Below are 22,280 nucleotides of genomic sequence, written 5' to 3'. Positions count from 1 at the left end.
TTTCGTTACGCATGACATGATAGACGAGAGCACCAGCGGCCACGCATGGACGAGAGAGCCCGGATGCGCTCCTGCGGAAATCGCGGGCCTCCTGTCAGGAATCGACTCCCGACCCCTTTTCTTGCTCCCCTCGGGGCTTGAGCTGACTCAGGGTACCCTGTCACGGCTGGTAGGAACAGAAGTTGAAAAAAACTCTCCGCAAAGGGGTTTATGGTCACTGCACCGTGCCATTGGAAGGGGGTTTATCTGTGGAACTGGATTACCTTAAATCCCCCAGAGGACATACCCAGATGAAGAAAACTCTTGCATGGCAACTGACACATGAGGAACGTTCCCGACAAGTAGAGATCCAACAAAGCTTGCTTTGGAGTCGGTGACGATCCAAATTGTTCCGGTAAACGGCAAGGTGTTTGGAGTTATGAGCCCATTAGTGCCTATCATTCCCCTCTGGTATTCTGAAAGTCATGCTCATTTCTGGCTTTTGATGTCTCTGTCGCCCGAAAGTGGAGAGATCAGTTTTGACCCGAAGCGTGTTGCTTTGGAGACCAAACAGGGTGACAGGTTTCTCGCAACAGGTTACACCAGCCCCTGCTTATCACGGACATGCGAAACAATTCAAACCTCAGCAAAACACTTCTTGACGAGAAGAGTCTGAATGGCTCAATGAGCCCAATCTCCATCTCTGCAGAAGCGCTGCTGGGTTGATGTTTGATACCAAAACAATTGACCCACATCAGCCCTTCACGTTAGTCATCGATGGGCTGAAGAAAGAGGGGCATCCGATTGAAGTGCCTCCTTTGAGATTCAAGAATAAGCGAAGGAGACATTTTGATTTTCTTCTTTTCGATCCTCTCAACATCCACAAAGAGTGGGTGGCCGAGTAGAGGGCTACGGGGACGCGCTTCTGTAAACAGCCGAAAGCGCGGTGACGCCGCCCCGAAAGATTGTCCGCCAGCCTTCTCTTCGATCAATCCTCCATCGACGCTCCCTTCCAAGCTGACCCAGGTCCTCCCGTGCCGGGCATGGACCTGCACTCCCGGCATGAAGTTCTTTCCTCCGTCCTAGCGATCCACTACGAGAGTTTGTTGTACTGATCCGTCGGGGTATTCCCCTTTTCCGCCGCCCTCTCCCGACAGGGGGGAATGAGAGGGCGAACCACGGGCCTTTAGTGGCACTGAATTTGCCCGCCGGCCTCGACCGTCGAAAATAATTTACGCCCTGTTAACAACAACCCTCAGCAAAATTTAACAAGCACAGGCGATAAGAGGCGCGGTCACATCACCGATTGTCCCGTGCCGGATCGAACGACAAATGGGGAAAGGTGGAACCAGGAAGAGGCTAAAAAGGAAGGAGGTGGTGGGAAGCGCCGGACTGCGGTCGGGCGCAGCGACAGCGACACGGAGTCGAAACAGGAATGAATAGATGCAGGGAACGTGTGTTTTTCACATCGATCGAGGAGGGTTTCCATGAAACGACACAGAAGAACGCTGAGGCGGGTTCTGACCGGACTGGCCGCCGCAGCCGTCGCAGTCGTCGGGTTTTCTGGTCAGGCGCAGGCGGTGAGTTTTCCGAACGGGCAGCTCGGCCTGATCGTGTACGGAGGCGATACGGAGATGTATTGGAATCTGGGGGACAGCAATGCATTGCTCGCTCCCGGCGCCGCCGCGTCGTTTACGATCAGCGGTACCGATCTGGCGACCTTGCAGACAGGAGCCACCACTGGGGTGCGCTATACGCTCGTGTCATATGACCCGCTTGCCGGCGCGTTCAAGTTCGGCGCATCCACGGCGACTCCCACGGCGACGCAACTGGGCAACTCGTTCCCCGACAACGCCGCCGATCTGTTCTTCGGGTGGCAGGGCTTGTTGGGCCAACCTATCAATACCGGAACGACCAATCCGGCCTTCGTCAATAAAGGCGCTTCCCATTCGTTCAGCAGCACGTTCGGCACGGCCGGCCGACTTGGCGGGACCATGGGATTCAACATCGAGAGCGCCTTCGGCAACGAGCTGTTCATCCACATGTACGACCAGTTTACCCAGGAGTACACGCGGATGGGCAATGCCTTCTTGTTGGCCGTCGACGGCGGCGCGACTCTGTTCCTGGGAAATCCGGCGGTGGTGCCGATTCCGGCCGCCGTTGTGCTCTTCGGGACGGGTTTGATCGGTCTGGTCGGTATCGCTCGCCGGTCTCTGGCTCGAACGCAGGCGGCGTAACCGGATCAGAGAAAGGGATGCGCGGCTTGCGTGAGGGAACCGAATCCCCCGTGCCGTGGCCGGCCGCAAACCACGCATCCCCGACGTTCGGCGGTTTCAGCGACAACGCAGCGTCGTAGGATCACCATATAAGGAGATGAATCCATGAAATCAAGCAGGAAAGCGATTGCCGCAGTGACCGGGCTGCTCCCGGTTCTGGGCCTGGCCTTGTCGGCCGAAGCCCAGACAGTGATGAACATCGCCGGCGCCTCGGCCGCCAAGCCGTTCGTCGAGGAAGTGCCGGTTCTGCTCTGCAACAACCCGACCGGTCCCGCCGGAGCCCCGGAAGTCGTGCCCGGATCGCAGGCTCCGCGTGTCTTCATCGATAAGGGGACCATCGCCGATTCTAAGTTCGTCACATGGGTCTGCGAAGCGACGAACCCGAACTTGAGCCTGCCCGGGACGGTCATCATCCGCTATCAGTCGACGGGTTCGAGCGACGGCATCGACAAGATCCGGAACAACCCCGGGACCGCCGGTGCTCAGCAAGTCTATGTGCTAGAAAACCCGGCCTTCTGCGGCGCGCCATTCAATCAAACGGACGCCGCCGGGCATACGCGACAGTTCTTCCCCAACTGCACGCAGTTCTCACCGAACCCCGGCCAGCCGGGCGCGGAGGACGTGACGCTTGGCGTGGCGGATGTAGACGGGAGCTCCTTTGGCCAGGTGTCCACCGGCTGGTCCGGCGGTGTGATCGAAGGAACCATCAACAGCGGTCCGCGCTCGATGGTCGGGATCACGACGACGCGGCCGGTCGTGGTGCCGTTCGAGATCGTGCTGGGCGCCGCGGTAAAGAAGGCGAACCCCGTCACCGGCCAGGTGCTCGGTCCCGTGGACAATTTGACGCAAATGCAGGTCGAAGCATTGCTTTCGCGCAACGTCACGGACTGGCGCCAACTGAACGGGCTGTGCGCCGATGTGAATAACGACGGGATCTGCGACAACCCGTCGCCGGTCGTGATCTGCGCGCGTCGAGCCGGATCAGGTACTAAGGCCGCGCTCGACCAGACGCTCTTGAAAGATGCGAGCGAGCATACCGGCGCGTCGCCGCCCAACAGCGGCACGTTCGATCTGACGCTCGCCGATGCGCCGAAGACCTATTTCGGGATTTCCAACAACGACCTCCGCGACTGCATCCAGGGGAATCCGAATCCCACGATCCCGACGAACGATCCGTTCCCCCACCCGGGTGCGCGCCCGCCCCACCCGACCGCCATCGGCTATATGGAAGCGGAGCAGGCCGCCACGCTGAATCCTGCGGCTGGCTATATCGTGTCGGTGGACGGCGGACGGGCCCGCCGGACGGAAGCGCTCTACGCGGGTAACGAAAAGGAGAACGTCCGCTGCGGCAAGCACCAGTACTGGGTGTTCGAAGCCTTCAATACCCGCGAGAACAATCCGCCCGTCGGTAACCAGGCTGCGCTCGTGAATGCCTATCTCGCTCAGGTGGAGAGCGCGCAGGTGATCAACAACCTGCCTAACGTCGGCAATTTCTGGGTGTCGCCGCAGGAAATGCGGGTGACCAAGAACCAGGACAAAGGGCCGGTGCAGTGGAAGAGTCTTGCGGCGCAGGCCTCGATGCTGCCGTGCATCAACACGAACAACAACCTGCCGTAACGTTGCGCGCAGGCGAGACCGTCGGGGACGGGGCTCGGCCCCCGTCCCCGCGACGGGATAGGGAAGGACGCTATGATGGTACGGTGGAGCACCATGCTGGCGGCCGCGCTGGCGTCGGCCGCATGGTTCTGGAGTTACACGCCCGCGGCGGCGACCGGGCTCGATCCCTTGCGTGTGGACGGTCCCGGTCTGGTCCTGGCGATCGACGGGATCGACAGCAATCCTCACGTCAAGACGTTCAACATCGATGCGACGTTGCCGCTCGGCGGGTATGCCTTCGGCTATCTCGAGGACGCCGGGTTCGTGCCGTTCAGTCTGTCCTTGTCACCTGCCGGTTCGTGGGTCGGGACTCACGCGTTCGCGGGAGGGACGTTGATCGATTTCGCTCTCAAGCAGCATTCGACCGGGACGATTTTCAATCTCTCCAACCCGGCCGATTACGCCGATCAATTGTATTTCTTCCCGATCGACGCGTCCCTTTCCGAGAACCCGGTCGTGCCGTTCACCTATTACAACAAGCTGGTCTTGGAGTGGGATTTGGACGGGAATGGCTTTCACCCGTTTTTTGACCCCAGGTTTACGCTGACCGTGGCGGTCAATCCCCATGACGGATTCGCGCCGGTGCCGCTCCCGGCTACCGCTGTGCTCTTCGGCGGCGGACTGGCCGGACTTGGGATCGAACGGCTCAGGAGGTACGCGAAGAGCAAGGGTTAGATCCGTTCGAACAGACGAGACTCCGCGGAGAGTCTCTACGCGGGAATATTCAGTGCCGGCTCGACTTGGGTGTGGCGGAGCACCGTGTCGGGTTGTGCGCGTTAGCTCGGGATCAACCTGAGCCGACGCAACTGCTGGATTTATTTCGCATGATCCCACGCCTGGACGGCTGTGTCTGCGTCCGGGCATCGCTGTTTTTTGAAAGGAGAATCGACCATGCGCCCCACATTCACCACCCGTTGGTTCAGTGCGAGCGTGCTCGTGACCCTCTTAGGTCTCGATGCGGTCCCGGCCCAGGCCATGGTCGTCACCCAGCTCGACTTGACGGGCGGAAGCGTCGAGTTGAATGTCGGGGTGGGCTTCTTCGGCCGCACCCTGAGTCGAGTCCTTGACCAGAACGGCACCCTGCTCATGGGACGGTACCAACCGGCGCCCGATATCTTTCCACCGATGACTCGTGGTCCGTTCACGATTTCGCTGTTTACCAGCGGAGTGCAGGGCGCTCCGCCGCCTTCGGCCATGATCGACGGATCCCGGATCACCGTCGATGTGACCTCGCTGTTTTTCGGGATCTCCCGCGGTGATCATCTGAAGGCCTGGAACATCGGGGGCGTGGCCACCGGCAGTTTCGACCCCGAGACGGCCGCTTTTTGCATCGGCTGGGACCATCTGTTCGACGACCGGCCGTTCCTCCGGTCGGCGACCTTCACGCTGCAGGGCAAGGCGGTGTTGGCCGAGGTCCCGATCCCGGCCGGCCTGGTTCTCTTCACAAGCGGGCTCGCGGTCTATGCCGTTGTGCTGATGAGGCGCCGGAGAAACGGGGGCCACGGGGTGATCGGCCGATGATCCTGTACGCAGCCACCGCGCTCTTCTGTGTATCGGTCCTCACCCTCGTGGTGAGCCCGGTCATCGGCATTCCGCTGGTCTTCGTGGCGAAGCCGTTCATCGACGCCACCTTCGATCAGGCGGTGTTGCTCGATTTCAGGCTCACCGAACTGACCGCGGCGCTCGTGCCGCTGGTGATCGCCGGACATCTGCTCTTCTCCGACGAGGAGGGGAGGCTGAGCCGCATGCCGCTCAAGGGAATCTGGATGCTCTATGCAGCCGATGTGTGTTTCTTTTCCGGACTCATCGCGTACAACCAAGGGCTTCGCGAAGGCGCGGAGGTGTTGTTGCGGCATCTCAACGGGCTGGTGGGTTTCTACATGCTCCAACGATTTTTTCAGAGCGATGCCCGGGTGAAGGGACTGCTTCTCGGGCTGGCCGCGGCCGGACTCTTCCCGGTCGCCGTCGGGCTCTACCAGCTCGCGACGGGAACGGTGTGGCGCTTCGAACAGAGCGAAGGGGTGATCCGAAACATCGGCCTCTGGCACGACGCCGTGAGTCTCCGGGTCTATGCCCTGCAAACCATCTTCGCAGTCTTGGTGTACGGGGCCATGTACGCCAAGCGGACCAATGTTCCGGGCGTGCTCCTGACCTGGATTTACACCGGCTTGACGACCGCGGTGCTGCTCAAGACGTACAGCAAGTCCGGCATCTTTACCCTGGCGACCTGGACCGCCTGCTGGACGTTGCTTCGCAGACAGTATGTGGCCCTAGCGCTTGTCGCCGCAGTCGGCGGTGTGTTCGCATTCTGGTACGGCGACGGATTGATCGCTGACATCTTTCAGATTTATCAGAAAGAACTCGGCTTCCTGAGCGGCGCCGTCGAAAAGACGAGGACCTTCGCCGGCCGTTGGTACGGGTGGCAGGAGATGCTCGCCGAATGGGAGCGCTTTCACTGGGCGGCCAAGCTCTTCGGCAGCGGGAAAGTCGCCATCGGCGCGCACAACGATTACCTCCAGATCCTGTTCCATGGGGGCGCGCTGGGGCTCGTTATCTATGTCTGGTTACTTCTCGCCATCGGCGCCCGCATTCTGGGCGACCTGCGGCGCGCGACCGACCCCTTGTCAGTGGGGGCTCTGATGCTCTTTACCATGTGGCTGGTGGACGCGGTCGGCTTGGTGCCCAGCGCGTACCCCGGCTACCAATGGTTCGTTTGGGGCATGGTCGGGCTCAGTTTCGCCCGTCGCACCCAGGAGCGCCCGGCCTCGACGGATGCCAAGGCGGAAGCCGACCCTGACGCTACTGCTGCGCCGTCCCGCTACGAACCGCTCGTTCCGGTCGGCGCTCGATCCGGGCGGCGATTTCCGTTGCTCTCGCCATGATCGGCTGGCCTGTCAAGACGGTTCGGGTATTGTTCGCGCTCCTTGCCGGCTCGGTCTGCGTCGTGTGCCTGCTTCAGTCCGCGGCCGAAGCGCGCGGCCGCTTCGCGGGAAAGCGGGTGATCTTCGACGAAAGCACGGGATGGACGACTCCGGAAGGCGCGGCCCGCACCCTCGCTCGCGTCAAGGCGGCGGGGTTCAACGTCTACGCGCCGAACGTCTGGCACGGCCGGGGCACGACCTGGCCGTCGCAGTATGCGCCGTGGGACCCGCGGGTGAACGGCGTTTCGCGCGCCGGGAGCGATCCGCTCCGGCATCTTGTCGCCGCTGCCCATGCCATGGGCATCGAAGTGCATGCGTGGTTCACGGTCGTCCTCCGGCAGGCCGATCTGCATCCGGAATTGGCCCTGCCGTCAGCGGGCGGAGAGGAGGAAGGCGCGTTCGACGTCCATAATGAACGCTTCCATCGATGGATGGCCGATCTGATCGGCGAGGTCGCCGGCCGATACGATCTGGACGGTGTCAACCTCGACTACGTGCGCGCCGTCAAGCTCTGCGACACGGAGTTTTGCAAGCGGGACTATTTTGCGAAATACGGGAGAAGCCTTTCCGCCGACTCGCTGATCGTGAACGTGACGCCTCGGCTCGCGCCGACCCTGGTCGAGTACCAGAAGACGGCCGTGACCTCGCTCGTCTCCGCCATTTCCCACCGGATTCGCAGCCTCAAGCCCGGTCTTGTCATCAGCGTCGACGCCATTCCGGACGTGGCCGGACCGGAGCAGGGACAGGACGCCGTCGAGTGGGTCAATCGAGGATTGGTGGATACGCTGTTCCGCATGGACTACTACCGGACGATCGACGTGCGGTTGACGGATTCCATCCGCGCCCGGTTGCGGGAACCCGACGCCCTCACCCTGTTGATCGCCAACGTCACCGATCATACGGAACTGCGTTCGGGTCAGAGCCACGCGCCTCGGGACGGCCGATGGTTGGCCGAGACGGTCTCGATGATCCAGCGGCGCTGGCCCGACACCGGCGTCGGCGTCTATCTGTACACGATGTTGTCGGACGAGCAGGTGCGCGCGCTGCGATCGGGCCCGTTCGCGTTGCCGCGGCCCGAAGGGCTCAGCGTCCGCTGAGGAGGCAGCAGGCTCATCATGTCTACGGTCATCGTCGCGGCCGGCGCACGAGGGGAAGCCGACTCCGTCGCGGTCGAGGATGTCCGCAGGGTCGCCCGGGCGGGCGGCGTGATCCTGCTGGCTTCGGCCTTCGGAAGCGGCTTGAGCTACGCCTTCGGCATGTATCTCGCACGCCGCCTCGGTCCCTCATCCTTCGGACTGTACTCGCTGGGCCTCGCCCTGTTTCAAGCGCTGAGCCTGATCGCGGTCCTGGGCCTGGACACGGGGGTCGTGAAGTTCGTTTCAGAGCAGATACAGCTCGGGCGCAGGAGCCTGGTTGCCCGGACGATTCTTCAGGCTGTCGCCGTGACGGGCCTCGGCGGCCTTGCGGCCGGTCTGTTCGTCGTCGTCCTTGCCGGACCGCTCTCGCTCTCCCTGTATCGCGAACCTGAACTGGTTCCGGTCCTGCGGTTCTTCGGCGCCGCCCTGCCGTTCGCGGCAGTCGGCTCCGTTCTTTTTGCGGCCCTGCAAGCCCTCCACCGGTTCGGCCCCCTGGTCGCGATTCGCTACGGCTGGGAGCCGAGCGGCAAGTTTGTGCTGGCCGGTGCGTTCCTGGGGCTGGGGTGGGGGCTCTCCGGGGTCCTGAGCGCCGTGGGACTGACGCTGGCTGTCAGCGTTGCGGCAAGCGCTTTCGCCGTCGCCGGAGCGATCGAACGGTCGCAGGATCATGCGGTCCCGCACGGGGGCGAGCTTCGCAAGCTGTGGGCGTTCTGTCTGCCGTTGACCGCGGCAACCGCCTTCAACGCGCTGGCGCCGCGCGCGGATGTGTTCCTGCTGGGTTTCTGGAAAGGAGCGACCGACGTCGGCATTTACTCGGCCGCGTTCCAGACCGCTGCGATCCTGGCCCTGGTGCTCAGCGCGTTCGAGACCGTTTTCGCCCCGGTGATCGGCCGCGCCTTGGTCCGAGCAAACCGGTCCGGTCTGGCCCACACGTTTCAATCGGTCTCGCGGTTGACCTGGCTGGTGACGGTGCCGATCGCGGTGTGCGTGATGACCTTTTCCGCGGACATCCTCGCGCTGTTCGGGCCTGCTTATGTCACCGGCGCCATCCCGCTCATCGTGCTGACCGTCGGGCACGTGATCTACGGCGCTGCGGGAACCGCCAACGTGGTGCTGCTCATGGGGGGGCATTCGCGTCTGGCGCTGATCAATACCATCGCCTTGGGGATCGGCCTCATGGTGGCTGCGGCGCTGCTGGTTCCGCGGTGGGGTCTGCTCGGAGGAGCGGTGGCGGCCGGAGGAACCTTGATCCTGACTGTTGTTGTGCGAACGATTCAGGTCTGGGGCCGGTATCATATTCATCCGTTCTCCTGGGGACTGGTCAAACAGGCGGTGGCCGGAGCGGCAATGGCTGTTGCCTTAGCGGCGACCAAGCCGCTGCTCGAGCCGATCTACGATCCCGTGCTGGCCGTCGCGGCCGGGTGCCTGTACCTCGGCCTGCTGGGTCTCTTGGGATTGGATCCGCACGACAAAGCGGCCCTCCGATCGCTGCTGAAAGGGGAGGCATCGGTATGGAATTGACGGCATCGGTTGTCGATGCGTGTGAAACGAGCGAGGCCGCGGGTGTTCGGCCCGGGAGGCGCCCGCGCATCGCGGTGGTGCTGCCGAGCGATTTCGACGAGCGGCCGACCGGCGGGATGCTGACCGCGGTGAAACGTCTGCTTTCCCAGATCGAGCCATCACGTTTCGAAGTGGTCTTGTTCGGGCTGACCTGGAAGCCGGAGGAACCGGTAGGCCTCGTGTCTTCCCGCACGATCAACGGGGAAATCTATCCGTTCATTCCCCTATATCGCGTGCCGGTGGAGGATTTGGATCACCGCCGGCCGCGGCTTCCCTTGCGGGCGCGCACCTTTTGGGCCTGCCTTGTGCGCGGCCGGCGCCTGCTCGACCGGTCGTTCGACCTGGTGTACCTCCATGCTCCGGAACTGCTGCCCCTCGTCCTGCCGAAGCGGCACCTCGTCGTCTACACCGTCCACGGGGTGGAGGAAGCCGGAGCTCTGTGCTCCCGGTATCGGTTCGCGAGGACGAGGATTGTTCTCGGTCTCTATCGGCGGGTCATCGCGATGCTCATCGAACGGGCCGATCGCGTGCTGTGCATCGATGAGGAATGTTATCGACTCTATACGACCCGGTGGCCCGCGCGAGCGAAGGATTTCCGCCTCTCGCCCCTCACCGTGGATCCGGAGGTCTTCAAGCCACTGCGCTCCGCGCGCACGCCGCACCTGCGGGCCTGTCTCGGCCTGCAGGCGGATATGCGCGTCGTGCTCTACGTCGGCCGGCTGAGTCGCCTCAAGGGCGTCCACCTGATTCTGGACGCCTTCACCGCGGCAACTCGGGATCACCCGGATCTGCAGTTGGCGATCGTGGGCAACGGCGAGGAAGAAGGCGCACTCCGGGCGCAAGTCTCCGAACGGGGTGTCTCCGAGCGGGTCGTGTTCGCCGGGAAGATCCCGCATGACGAGTTGCTGCGCTGGTACAACGCCGCCGACGTGTGCGTCGCGGCGTCCGAACGTGAAAGTGTGGGCTTGACTGTTCTCGAGGCACTGGCCTGCGGGACGCCGGTGGTGGCCACCCGCGTCGGCGTCGCGCCGCTCGTCATCCGCGACGGCATCAACGGCGCGTTGGTGGAGCATCGGACTTCCCAAGCTCTAGCCAGAGGTATCGAGGTCGCGCTGCGGCTCGGACGGGGCGCCCAAGAGGCTTGTGTGGCCGCCACCCGCGAATACGGCCGGACGTCGGTACCCCTCGGAGAGGTCATGCAGGAGCTGTTGGCGTCGAGACGGACACAGACGGCTGATCGCTGCTTTGAAAAAGCCCAGCAGCAAATAGCGAACAACCCGTAGCTTCACCCCACCCTCTCCTCCCCCTTTTCAAATGGGGAGGGTCTCGGGGAGGGGGCGATTTGCATCCTACGGGGCGGCCCGAAGGCCCATGACAACTATCTTTTATAGAGACGGCGTCCGCAGTATCTCCCTGATCGACCGACGACGAGACTACACGCCATGAGGCTGATCATCCATGCGCCGTTCATGTACGCGGGCGGCGGCAAGTCGCTGTTGCTCGGTCTGCTCCGCGGGTTGCGCGATCACCGGGAGGATTTCTCCCAGGTCATGGTCGTGCGGGACCGGCGTTTCGAGGAAGACTATATCCGTGGGTCCGAAGCCACCGTGCTCGCGACGGTCGACCCTACACTCCGCAGCTGGCTCCGGGCGGAACGGCTCCTGGCCGCCACGGCGCAGGAGGATGATGTGGTCCTGTGTCTCGCGAACGTGCCGCCGCTCTTTCGGACCAAAGGCTTCGTCGTGACCTATGTCCAGAACACCTACGTCGCCGGCACCGACCCCGGCGTCCGTTTGTCCTGGCCTCGCCGTTTCCCGATCTGGTTTCAGCGGGCCTGGTTCCGATTGACCTTGGACCATAGCCACCTGTTCTTCGTGCAGACGCCCAGCATGCGGGACCGCCTGCTCGCACGCACGCCCATCCGCCGGGAACGTATTGCGCTGGGCCCGTTTTTCGACCCGCCGGCCGTTTCCGGCGATGTCCCCTCGGAGCGGCCGTCGCCCCGTTGGGATTTCGGCTACCTTTCTCTTCCCTGGCCGCACAAGAACCATCGGCGACTCCTCGAGGCCTTCGTCTTGCTGGCGGAACAGGGGCTGACTCCCACGCTGGCGCTGACCGTGCCGGAGGCCATGGATGCGCGGCTGGCCCGATACATCGAGGAGGTCAAGCGGGATTGCGGCGTTCGGGTGACGAATCTCGACGCCCTGCCCCATGAGGGGATTGCGGAATTCTACCGTTCGATCGGCGCGCTCATCTTTCCATCCTTGAGCGAATCCTTCGCGTTGCCCCTCCTGGAAGCCGGCGCCTTGAACGTGCCGATCATCGCCGCGGAACGGGATTATGTGCGGGACGTGGCGGTTCCCCGCGAAACCTTCGATCCCGAGTCGCCACGCTCCATCATGCGGGCGGTCTTGCGCTTCCTCGGCTCGCCGGACAAGCCGCCGGGCGTTCCCCGGTCGTCGGAATTTCTCGGCTGGCTCTCGCAAATCGCCCAGGCCCGGTTGCCCCGGCCGGTCCCGGGGGCGGCCGGCGCGCCGCATCGGGAGAATTGAATGTGCGGCGTGGTCGGCATCTTCGATTGGCGCGGAGAGGTGGTTCCGGACGCCGTCATCCTCGCCATGCGCGATCGCATGATCAGGCGGGGTCCGGACGACGCCGGCTTGTTCACGCATCGGGATCGCGATCTGTTCGTCGGGCTCGGTCATCGCCGGCTGTCGATCATCGACCTGTCGCCGTCTGGCCGGCAACCGATGGCGACGGCCGACGGCTCGTTGTGGATCGCATTCAACGGCGAAATCTTCAACTATCGGGAGATCCGGAACGAACTCCTGGCGACCGGGCGCTACGCGTTCCGCTCGCAGACGGACACGGAGGTGATCCTCTACGGCGTCCGGGAGTGGGGCCTCGACGGATGCCTGGCTCGCCTGCGAGGCATGTACGCGTTCGCCCTCTTCGACGCTATGGAGAGAACGCTCACATTGGTTCGAGATCCGCTCGGCGTCAAGCCGCTCTATTATTCGCGCCGGCCCGGCGGCCTGATCTTCGCGTCGGAGATCAAGGCGATCCTGGCGCATCCCGACGCGAAACCGGCCATCGACGACGAGGCCCTCTTTCACTACCTGACGTTCGCCAACGCGCCGGCGCCGCGGACCTTTTTCGACGACGTCGCCAAGCTGGAGAGCGGGACCTATCTTGTCGTCGATCGCCGTGGCCGGGTGCATCAGCGCCGGTTCTGGGATCCGGCCCGGTTCGCGCCGCACGACCCGGCGATTCCCGAACGCGATTACATGGACGAACTCCGCCGCCTGCTGCGGCAGGCGGTGGCGCGCCGGATGGTCTCCGACGTGCCGTTCGGCGCGTTCTTGAGCGGCGGGGTCGATTCCTCGCTGAATGTGGCGCTCATGGCCGAACTCCTGGACCGACCCGTCGAGACGTACTCCATCGGCATCCAGGACGACCCATCGAACGAGTTCGCCCACGCCCGATTCATCGCGCAACGGTTTGGCGCGAACCATCACGAGATCGTCATCGACGATCGGGACTTCATCGAGTTCCTACCGCGCATGGCTTATCACCAGGACGAGCCGCTGGCCGATCCGGTCTGCGTGCCGCTGTACTACCTGGCGAAGCTGGCGCGAGAGTCCGGGACCCCGGTGGTTCAGGTGGGAGAGGGCAGCGACGAACTGTTCGCCGGCTATTCGATGTACCACGCCTTCGCCCGGTGGGAACGGGCCGCCTACCGGCCGTACCAGCGTCTGCCGCGCCCGCTGCGCCGACTCGCCCACGCGATTCTCGAAGGTTTCCTGCCCGCCGAGTACGCGGATGCCCTCCGACGGGCGGCCGACGAGGAACCCCCGTTTCTCGGAAACGCCGTCGCCTTTTGGGACTGTGAAAAGCGCGGCTTGCTCAAGCCTGAGCGGCTGATGCCTCGCTCCTCCGGACGGCTCATCGGCGACCTGGCGTCGCCGTTCAAGGACCGGGAACTGCTGGATCGCATCCTCGCGCTCGAATTGCGGAACCGACTTCCGGAACTGCTCTTGATGCGCGTGGATAAGATGAGCATGGCCTGCTCCGTCGAGGCGCGCGTGCCGTTTCTGGATGAGGACGTCGTGGAGTTCGCGCTGCGGATCCCCGCTGCCCTCAAGTTCCGCGACGGAGAGGGGAAGTATCTCCTGAAGCAGGCGGCCCGCGGCCTCATCCCGGACGAGGTGATTTTCCGGAGCAAACAGGGATTTTGCGGCTCCGCCACGACCATGTTGAGCGACGCGGTGACGCGGTTCGCGCGCGAACGGATTCTCGGCAGCCCGCTGGTCGCCGAGCGGTTCAACCGTCCGTTCATCGAACGGCTCTTTGACCGCCACCGGCGGCGCAAGCGCTTCAACAGCTTCAAGATCTGGAATCTCCTCAATCTCGTCCTGTGGCACGCCTGCTGGTTCGAAGAGACGCCCCGCGACTCCGCCACCCGAGAACCCGGCGCATCCTTTTAACACATCCTTAATCAAGGCTTAACGCCTGCGTTTCGTCAGGTGTTCAGAGTACCCGCCTAGCAAGCGAGCAGCCGGCACCGAACGGCACTGAGCTCACCGCTGTGAGTCCCGGCTCTCCTTGCCTGCGTGACGAAGCGTCCCGGTTATGAAACAAGTCGTCCAGAATTACCGCACCGGCGCGTTGAAGGTCGACGATGTCCCTACGCCTCCGTTGCACCATGGAGGGCTGCTGGTCGCCAATCGGGTGTCGTTGATCAGCCCCGGAACCGAGAAGTCCACCGTCGCCGTCGCGCACAGGAGCCTGGTGGGCAAAGCGATGGAGCGACCGGACATGGTGCGCAAAGTGCTCCATCACATCCACAGAGACGGCCTGGTCCCGACCGTGAAGCGCGTGTTCGAACGACTCGATACCCCCGCCGCCCTGGGCTATAGCTGCGCGGGCACGGCGCTGCGGATCGGCAAGGCGGTCGATCGCTTCTCCGCCGGAGACCGGGTGGCTTGCGCTGGCCAGCAGTACGCGTCTCACGCCGAAGTGGTGTACGTGCCGAAGAACCTGTGCGTCAGAATTCCCGACGGCGTCGATTTTGAAGAGGCCGCGTTCGTCACGCTCGGCGCCATCGCGTTACAGGGAGTCCGCCAGGCCGACCCGCGCTTGGGCGAGCGCGTCGCAGTCATCGGTCTGGGCCTGTTGGGTCAATTGACGGTTCAGTTGTTGAAAGCGGCGGGCTGTTCCGTGCTCGGATCGGATTTGGACCAGGACAGGCTCGCGCTGGCGCAGGAGTTCGGCGCAGACGCCGTCGTTCGCCCGCCGGACCTCATCGAAGCGGCGCTGGCGTTCTCCGAGGGACGCGGCGTCGATGCCGTCATCATCACTGCCGGCACCAAGGAGAACGGACCCGTCCAGGTCGCCGGGGAAATCGCCCGGCAGAAAGGACGGGTCGTCGTGGTGGGCGCGGTCGGCATGACGCTCCCGCGGGAGCCCTATTACAGGAAAGAACTCGAATTCCGGCTGTCGATGTCCTACGGACCCGGCCGTTACGACAAGGAGTTCGAGGAAAAAGGGCGCGACTATCCGTTCGGGTATGTGCGTTGGACGGAGACCCGCAACATGGAAGCGTTCCTCGACCTGATCCGGCAACGCAAGGTCGATGTCAAGCGTCTGGTGACCCATCGATTTCCGATCGAGCAGGCCGAAGAAGCCTACCGGCTCCTGATGGACAACACGGTGCCCTGCCTGGGGCTGGTGATCACGTATCCGTCGAATCACGAGCGACCAGAAACGCCGGTGATCGCCGTGTCGCCGGTTCAACCGGCGGCCTCCGTGGTTCTGGGGTTGATCGGAGCCGGGCAGCACGTGAAGGACGCGCTGCTCCCGGCGCTGGCGGGAGCGCGGGACGTGTCGATCCGGGCCGTGTGCACCGCTTCCGGCGTCACCGCCAAGGCCTTGGCCGATCGGATCCGCGCCGCGTACTGCACCGGCGATCCGCAGGCCGTCCTGGCGGACGACGCCGTCAACGCCGTTCTGATCGGAACCCGGCATGACACGCACGCGGACCTGGTCGTCCGGGCGTTGGAGGCCGGCAAGCACGTGTTCGTGGAAAAACCGCTCTGCCTGACGCAGGAGGAACTGGACCGTATCGCGGCGGTGTATCGGGAACGGGCCGACCAAGGGCTGCAGCTCATGGTGGGGCTCAACCGTCGATTCTCCCGGCATGCCGCTGAGGCGCGCGCGTTGTTCCGCCGGCGCGTCGATCCGCTGGTCATGGTGTACCGGGTGAATGCGGGGGCCATCCCGCCTACGCACTGGATTCAGGACCCTGATGTGGGAGGCGGTCGCGTGCTCGGGGAAATCTGCCATTTCGTGGACTACCTTCAGGCGCTGTGCGGCGCGCTTCCGGTTTCGGTGCACGCTAGAAGGATCGGCCGGCACAGCTCCGGGATCACCGACGACCAGTGCGTCATCAGCCTGGCGTTCGCCGATGGCTCCATCGGGACGATCGTTTATACAGCAGGGGGAGATACCGTGCTGCCCAAGGAACGGGTCGAAGTGTTCGGCAACGGACGGGCCCTGACGATGGACGATTTCGTGCGGACCGATCTCTATGCGCAAGGCCGCAAGCGGACGTTCAAGTCCGGAGAGCGCGACAAAGGCTTCGGGGAGGAAATGGCGCAATTCGTCGAGGCGATCACGCGCGGGAAGCCGCCGTTGATTCCCTTCGAGCAGGTGTGGGCCGTCACCCGCGCCTGCCTGTTGGCCGCGCAAAGCCTGCGAACGGGAGCCGTGTATGACGTCTGACGCCGCCGGAACGATGCCGTTTCATTCCTTCCGTGTCTCCCGGACACTGGCCTGGTACGCCAGGCGCGCGAGCGTGATGAGTCCCGCCGAACTGATTAGTCGGGCGGGCGAGCAGTGCGCGCTGAAGGCCTGGCAGGTCGGCCATCGCTTCGGGTGGCTGACGGCGGACGCTCCGGTCCGCGATGCCGGCCGCCTGGCGTTTTGCGTTGCCTCGACACCGCAATTGCCGGAGTTGCCCTGGGCGCTCGACGCCCTCGCGGACTCGGCGGAGGGGTTGGTGGAGGGGCGTTTCCGCGCGCTCGGCCATGAGTGGGCATGGAGTGAGGATCCGGACATCTGGCGCCGGGCGCCGGACACCGGCAGGCTCTGGCCGAATACGTTCTTCGCGAGCATTCCGTATCGCGAAGGCAATCCGTACGGGGACGTGCGCGTTGCATGGGAGCCCGCGCGGCTTCAGCATCTGATTGCGCTGGCGTTGATCTCACGAACGGCTGAAGCGAGCCTGCGCCGCCGCGCCGTTCAGTCGCTGGAAGCCCGGCTCCGGTCATGGCGCAAGGCCAACCCGTTTCTCACCGGCATTCATTACATTTCGGCGATGGAATGCGCGCTCCGTCTCTTGGCCGTGTGTCACGCGATCGACATCGCCCGGCCCTGGTTGAGCGATCCCGAGGGAACGTGGCCCGTTGTGACAGGTCTGATCCGCGGGCACGCCGAATTCATCCGACGCCGGCTGTCCATCGGTTCGTCTCTCGGGAACCATACCGTCGCGGAGGCGGCCGGGCTCGTGTACGCCGGTATCCTGTTTCCGGAGCTGCAAGGCGATGGAGGCTGGTCGGCCGCCGGACTCCGGTTGCTGGAGCACGAAGCTTCCCACCAGATCCTCGACGACGGCGGCGGCGCGGAGCAGGGATTCCGGTATCAGCGGGTGGTCTCGGACCTGTACCGACTCGTCGTGGCCCTGCTCAGACAGAGAAACCGGCCCGTGCCTGCGGCGCTGGAGCGGGCCGTGGCGCGCAGTCAGGCGTTCGACGCCGCGTTCGGTTGGCCGGCTGAACGTTGGCCGGCGATCGGCGACGGCGACGACGGCTACGCGCTGTCCCCGTTTCTGCGGTTTCCCCGTGGAGAGCCGGCGCCGGTACCCGCGACGTCCACGTTCAGGTCCTCGGGCTATACAGTCGTCACGCGGGCGGACGGCGCCCGCTCGCGCCTGATCTTCGACCACGGGCCGCTCGGGATGGCCCCCTGCTACGCGCACGGCCACGCCGACGCGCTCTCGGTCCTGTTGGACATCGACGACCTGGAAGTCCTGATCGATCCGGGAACTTACACATACACCGGCGAGCCTTCGTGGAGGAGGTACTTCCGCGGAACCAGCGCTCACAACACCGTGACGGTGGACGGACTGGATCAAGCCGTCCAGGAAGCCGCCTTCTTGTGGACGCAGCCGTTTTATACCCGGCTCGCGCATCGGGACACAAATCCGGACGGAAGCGTCGCGCTCGTGGCGAGCCATGACGGCTATCTGAAACGGCTCGGCGTCCTGCACTGGCGGGCGCTGCTGTACCAACCGCCGAGCCGCTGGGTGATTCTGGATCGGCTGACGGGGCGCGGCGTCCATCGGCTCGATGCGAACTGGCATCTGGGGGCCGATCCCTTTGTGGAGGCCGGCTCGTCCGTGCTCCGGTCCGGGGCGACGGCCGTCCGAATCGACGTCACGGGTGGAGCGGTGTCATGGCACCGCGGAGAAACCGATCCGCCGTCCGGCTGGAGGTCTCCGGCGTACGGGGTCAAGGTGCCCATCGCGACGGTGCGCTGCCGTTACGAAGGGCCGTTGCCCCATGAGTTCGTCACGGTGGTCCGGGCGGATCACGACGGAAGTCGGCGATGGGTGCCGGGGGCCGCGCTCGCGCGACTTCGGCGGTTGATCGATGAAGCCGGCGCGTACTGAAATCCTGGGCGTCCCCGTGGACTGCGTCACGATGGACCAAGCGGTCGCGGTCGTCGGCGCCATGCTCGCGGGCGACAAACCGTGCAGCATCATGGCGGTCAATCCGGAAAAGGTGGTCAGGGCGACCGGAGATCCTCTGCTGCTCGATCGGCTTCGCCGCGCCGATCTGCTCATTCCCGACGGCATCGGCATTGTGCTCGCCGCCCGGCTGTTGGGCTTGGGATCGTTCGAGCGGGTTCCCGGGTCGGAGTTGATGCCCAGACTCTGCGCGCGGGCTGCCGCCGCCGGGCGGACGGTCTTCTTGTTCGGCGGCGCGCCGGACGTGAACCGGCAGACCGCGACCGTCCTGCAGCGGCGGTTCCCGGGAATCCGAATCGTCGGCGCCAGCCATGGATACCTCCAGGAGGAAGACATGCCCGGATTGATCGCCGCCATCAACGCGTCGCGCGCCGACCTGTTGTTCGTCGCGCTCGGGAGCCCGAAGCAGGAAGCCTGGATCGACCGGTATCTCCCCGCGTTGAACGTCAAGGTGTGCCAGGGGGTGGGCGGCACGTTCGACGTGATCGCCGGCCGGGTCAAGCGCGCGCCGGCGTCGGTCAGGCGCCTTCATCTCGAATGGCTCTACCGGTTGGTCGCCCAACCGACTCGAATCGGCCGGCAGGCCGCGCTGCCGTTGTTCGCCTGGCACGTGCTGAAAAGGAAGGTGACCGGATGAATCCGCGCCCGGCCGTCGCGCACGGCAAACCGTCGATTGCCGGACTGATCGAAGCCGACCGGAATGCCGGAACCCGGACACGCGACCGCCTCCTCTGGGCGGCCGCGCTGGCTCCGATTCCGTTGATCGGCTTCATCTACTTCGACAGCCTCGCGTACATGGTCCATATCTGGGTCACGGACGAGAATTACGGGCACGGGTTCTTCGTTCCGTTGATCTCCCTGTACTTCGTGTGGGAACGGCGACACGCGATCAGGACACCGGGACTCCAAGGGTCGTGGTGGGGCCCGGCGCTGCTGGCGGCCGGACTCGGCCTCTATGTCGTCGGCGAGCTGGCCACCCTCTACGTGCTCCTCCACCTGTCGTTCTGGATGGTCGTCGTGGCGTTCACGGTCGGCGCCGTCGGCGTCCGCGGCGCGAAGGAGATGGCCTTTCCCCTGGCGTATCTGCTCACCATGATTCCGCTCCCGGATTTTCTGTACCAGGCCCTGTCCGGGCGTTTGCAGTTGCTGTCTTCGGCGCTGGGCGTCGGCTGCCTTCAGGTCGTCGGCGTCACGGCCTTCCGGGAGGGCAACGTGATCGACCTCGGGCCGATCCAGTTGCAGGTGGTCGAGGCCTGCAGCGGTCTGCGGTACCTGTTTCCGCTCGTGTCGCTGGCGTTGCTCTGCGCATACCTGTTCCGCGACCGCATGTGGAAACGGATCACGCTCCTGGCCTCGAGTATTCCGATCTCCATCCTGCTGAACGGGTTCCGGATCGGCGTCATCGGCGTCTTGGTCGATCTGTACGGGCCTGGCGCCGCGGAGGGGTTTCTCCATCTGTTCGAGGGGTGGGTCTTTTTCATGGCCAGTCTGCTGGCGCTGTTGGGCGAGATGCGGCTGCTTTCCCGCATCCATCCGGCCGGAGCGACCGCTCCCGCGCGGCACGAATCTCCCGCCCGGCCGGATCTTTCGAATCGCATCCCGTCGCGGAGCGCGTGGCCGCGGGCGTACGCCGTCTGTCTCGCTTTGCTCGCCCTGGTCGCGGTCGGCGCGCCTCGCCTCGTGTCTCGGGAGGAAGCGACGCCTCCGCGGCAATCGTTCCTCGAATTTCCGTTGCGGGTCGGCGACTGGGCAGGCCTCTCCTATCCCCTGGAGCGACAGTACGTCGACGTGCTCCGCTTCGACGACTACATCCTGGCCGACTACGCGGCGCCGGACAGGGGTTCCGTCAACTTCTACGTCGCCTACTACCGCTCTCAACGCAAAGGACAGTCGGCGCATTCGCCCAAAACCTGCATTCCGGGGGGCGGATGGGAGATTTCGTCGTTCCGCGACGTTGAAGTGATTCCTCCGTCGGCCGCGGAGCCCGGTCTCACGGTCAATCGGGCGCTCATCCAAAAGGGCGACGACAAACAGCTTGTGTTGTACTGGTTCAAGCAGCGGAACCGCGTGCTGACGAACGAATATGCGGTGAAAGCGTATCTGCTGTGGGACGCCCTGACGCAGCGGCGGACGGACGGGGCGCTGGTTCGCTTGAGCGCGCCGGTCCGCGCCGGCGAGAACGAGGCCGGCGTGGAAAGCCGGCTCGCCGCGTTCGCCGCGCTCGTCCATCCCTTGTTGAAGACGTACGTCCCTGACTGAGGATCACGCCATGTCGGGCGCGCTGTTTTTCAGCTTCGTCGGATCGTTGATCATCTGTATGGCGTTGATCCCGCCGCTGGTCGCCACGGCGAGCCGGTTCCATTTCATCGACCTGCCGGGGGACCGCAAAGTTCACGCGGGTCCCGTCGCGAAAATCGGGGGCATCGCCTTGGCCGCCGGGACGTTCACGGCGATCCTTCTGTGGGTCCCCAAAGACGACGTGGTCGTGTCCGGCCTCCTGGGCGGCGCGATCATTCTTCTGTTCGGGGCCTGGGACGACCGCGCCGGTCTCAGCTATCGGATGAAGTTTTTCGGGCAACTGCTGGCCGCCGGCGCCGTCATCCTTGTCGGCGGCGTCCGCCTGACCAGCCTGCCGTTGTGGCCCGATCTTGTCCTGCCCGGCTGGGTCTCCGTGCCGCTGACTTTGCTCGTTCTGGTGGGCGTGACCAACGCGATCAACCTGGCCGACGGCCTGGACGGGCTGGCGGGAGGCCTCTCGCTGCTCAGCTTCGCCGGCATGGCGTACCTGGCGTATCTCTCGGACGATATCGTGGTGACGGCGATGATGGCGTCGGTACTCGGAGGACTGTTGGGGTTCCTCCGGTTCAACACCTACCCCGCGCGGATCTTCATGGGAGACGCGGGCAGCCAGTTTCTCGGGTTTTATCTCGCCGTGTCGTCCATCGTGTTGACGGACCCGGCGCGCGGGCCGTACAGTCCGGCCCTGGCGCCGCTCATCCTGGGGTTGCCGCTCCTGGACACGGTCGCCGTCATGATCCAGCGGATCCGCGAAGGCCGTTCGCCCTTCGTGGCCGATCGGAACCACATTCACCACAAGCTCCTGGCCGTCGGCCTGTCCCAGCGCGAGGCGGTGATCCTCATTTATTCGCTTCAGGCCGGCATGGTCAGCCTCGCCTACCTGTTGCGTTGGCAATCCGACGGCGCGGTGTTGGCGCTCTACGGCGTCCTAGCCGCCGGCATTCTGGCTCTGTTCTTCAACGCCGGCCGCGGCGCGTTGCGGCTCACCCGGAAACCCGACGCGGAGCGTCCGCCGTGGCCCTGTCTCCGGCGTCCGGGGGACCGGTTGTGGCCGGCCGACGCGGCCCTCCGCGTGTTGAGTGTCGCGGTGCCGCTCCTGCTCGCGTTCAGCGTGCTCCTGGTCCGCCGCGTTCCCGACGACATGGCCTACGGCGCGACGGCGCTGTTCATCGCGATCCTCGCGGGTCTCACCGTCGTCCCGCGCGCCGCGCCGCTGTTGGTGCGGAGCGGCCTGTATGTGGGCAGCGCGTTCGTCATGTACTTGGGCGAACAGGCCTCGCTCGACGTTGAATGGAATCTGCGGGTTCCGCTCAACCTGTTGTTCATGGTGTTGGCGCTGCTGGTGATGCTGGCGATCCGCTTCAGCGCCGGGCGCCCGTTCGAGACGACACCGCTCGATTACCTCATGGTGTTGTTGGCTTTGATCATTCCCGTCCTGCCGGAAATGCGGGTCGGCGACATCAATCTCAGCGTGTTGACCGCAAAGCTGATCGTGCTGTTTTTCTCGTTCGAGTTGTTGCTCCACAACGGCGCGGTCCGCATCGCGCGGCTCGGCCTCGTGTCCCTGTGGATGCTGTTCTGGGTGGGCCTGCGCGCGTGGTGGTGACCGCAGCGACAGCAACGGCGGGCGCGAGACGCGGGCGAA

15 protein-coding genes are annotated in these 22,280 nt (G+C 64.5%); all 15 read left to right on the top strand.

What is annotated here, in order from left to right; all coding sequences use genetic code 11:
* Positions 1–1,466: 1,466 nt before the first annotated feature.
* The gene (locus AB1555_13885) at positions 1,467–2,216 is read left to right on the top strand and encodes a VPLPA-CTERM sorting domain-containing protein (protein ID MEW6247783.1); all 750 of its coding nucleotides are present in this window, start codon (positions 1,467–1,469) and stop codon (positions 2,214–2,216) included.
* Between the two features lie 144 nt (positions 2,217–2,360).
* Positions 2,361–3,872, top strand: coding sequence for a hypothetical protein (locus tag AB1555_13880; protein MEW6247782.1), 1,512 nt, complete (start codon positions 2,361–2,363; stop codon positions 3,870–3,872).
* A gap of 72 nt (positions 3,873–3,944) precedes the next feature.
* Positions 3,945–4,586: a hypothetical protein gene (locus AB1555_13875; GenBank protein ID MEW6247781.1), complete on the top strand. Its 642-nt coding sequence runs from the start codon at positions 3,945–3,947 to the stop codon at positions 4,584–4,586.
* A gap of 216 nt (positions 4,587–4,802) precedes the next feature.
* A complete protein-coding gene (locus AB1555_13870) occupies positions 4,803–5,432 on the top strand; it encodes a hypothetical protein (protein ID MEW6247780.1) in 630 nt (209 codons plus the stop codon).
* A complete protein-coding gene (locus AB1555_13865; GenBank protein MEW6247779.1) occupies positions 5,429–6,793 on the top strand; it encodes a hypothetical protein in 1,365 nt (454 codons plus the stop codon). The genes AB1555_13870 and AB1555_13865 overlap by 4 nt, the downstream gene beginning before the upstream one ends.
* A complete protein-coding gene (locus AB1555_13860) occupies positions 6,790–7,929 on the top strand; it encodes a family 10 glycosylhydrolase (GenBank protein ID MEW6247778.1) in 1,140 nt (379 codons plus the stop codon). Before AB1555_13865 ends, AB1555_13860 begins: the two co-directional genes overlap by 4 nt.
* Before the next feature lie 18 nt (positions 7,930–7,947).
* A complete protein-coding gene (locus AB1555_13855; GenBank protein ID MEW6247777.1) occupies positions 7,948–9,489 on the top strand; it encodes a flippase in 1,542 nt (513 codons plus the stop codon).
* A complete protein-coding gene (locus AB1555_13850) occupies positions 9,480–10,811 on the top strand; it encodes a glycosyltransferase family 4 protein (GenBank protein MEW6247776.1) in 1,332 nt (443 codons plus the stop codon). Before AB1555_13855 ends, AB1555_13850 begins: the two co-directional genes overlap by 10 nt.
* Before the next feature lie 159 nt (positions 10,812–10,970).
* Positions 10,971–12,080 carry a glycosyltransferase gene (locus AB1555_13845; protein MEW6247775.1) on the top strand — a complete coding sequence of 370 codons (1,110 nt, stop codon included), beginning with the start codon at positions 10,971–10,973 and terminating at the stop codon, positions 12,078–12,080.
* Positions 12,081–14,015 carry an asparagine synthase (glutamine-hydrolyzing) gene (asnB, locus tag AB1555_13840; GenBank protein ID MEW6247774.1) on the top strand — a complete coding sequence of 645 codons (1,935 nt, stop codon included), beginning with the start codon at positions 12,081–12,083 and terminating at the stop codon, positions 14,013–14,015.
* Positions 14,016–14,160: 145 nt separating this feature from the next.
* Positions 14,161–16,311 (top strand): bi-domain-containing oxidoreductase, encoded by a 2,151-nt coding sequence (locus AB1555_13835; protein ID MEW6247773.1) that lies wholly within the window; start codon positions 14,161–14,163, stop codon positions 16,309–16,311.
* Positions 16,301–18,259: an alginate lyase family protein gene (locus AB1555_13830; GenBank protein MEW6247772.1), complete on the top strand. Its 1,959-nt coding sequence runs from the start codon at positions 16,301–16,303 to the stop codon at positions 18,257–18,259. The genes AB1555_13835 and AB1555_13830 overlap by 11 nt, the downstream gene beginning before the upstream one ends.
* On the top strand, positions 18,240–18,974 hold the full coding sequence (locus AB1555_13825) for a WecB/TagA/CpsF family glycosyltransferase (GenBank protein ID MEW6247771.1): 735 nt from the start codon (positions 18,240–18,242) through the stop codon (positions 18,972–18,974). Before AB1555_13830 ends, AB1555_13825 begins: the two co-directional genes overlap by 20 nt.
* Positions 18,971–20,596: a VPLPA-CTERM-specific exosortase XrtD gene (gene xrtD / locus AB1555_13820; protein ID MEW6247770.1), complete on the top strand. Its 1,626-nt coding sequence runs from the start codon at positions 18,971–18,973 to the stop codon at positions 20,594–20,596. Before AB1555_13825 ends, xrtD begins: the two co-directional genes overlap by 4 nt.
* A gap of 10 nt (positions 20,597–20,606) precedes the next feature.
* Positions 20,607–22,241 (top strand): MraY family glycosyltransferase, encoded by a 1,635-nt coding sequence (locus AB1555_13815; protein ID MEW6247769.1) that lies wholly within the window; start codon positions 20,607–20,609, stop codon positions 22,239–22,241.
* Positions 22,242–22,280: the final 39 nt, after the last annotated feature.

The organism is Nitrospirota bacterium, assembly GCA_040755395.1.
GTDB lineage: Bacteria > Nitrospirota > Nitrospiria > Nitrospirales > Nitrospiraceae > DATLZU01.
The sequence above is the reverse complement of the archived record's forward strand: the minus strand, read 5'-3'. Positions and strand labels throughout refer to the sequence as shown.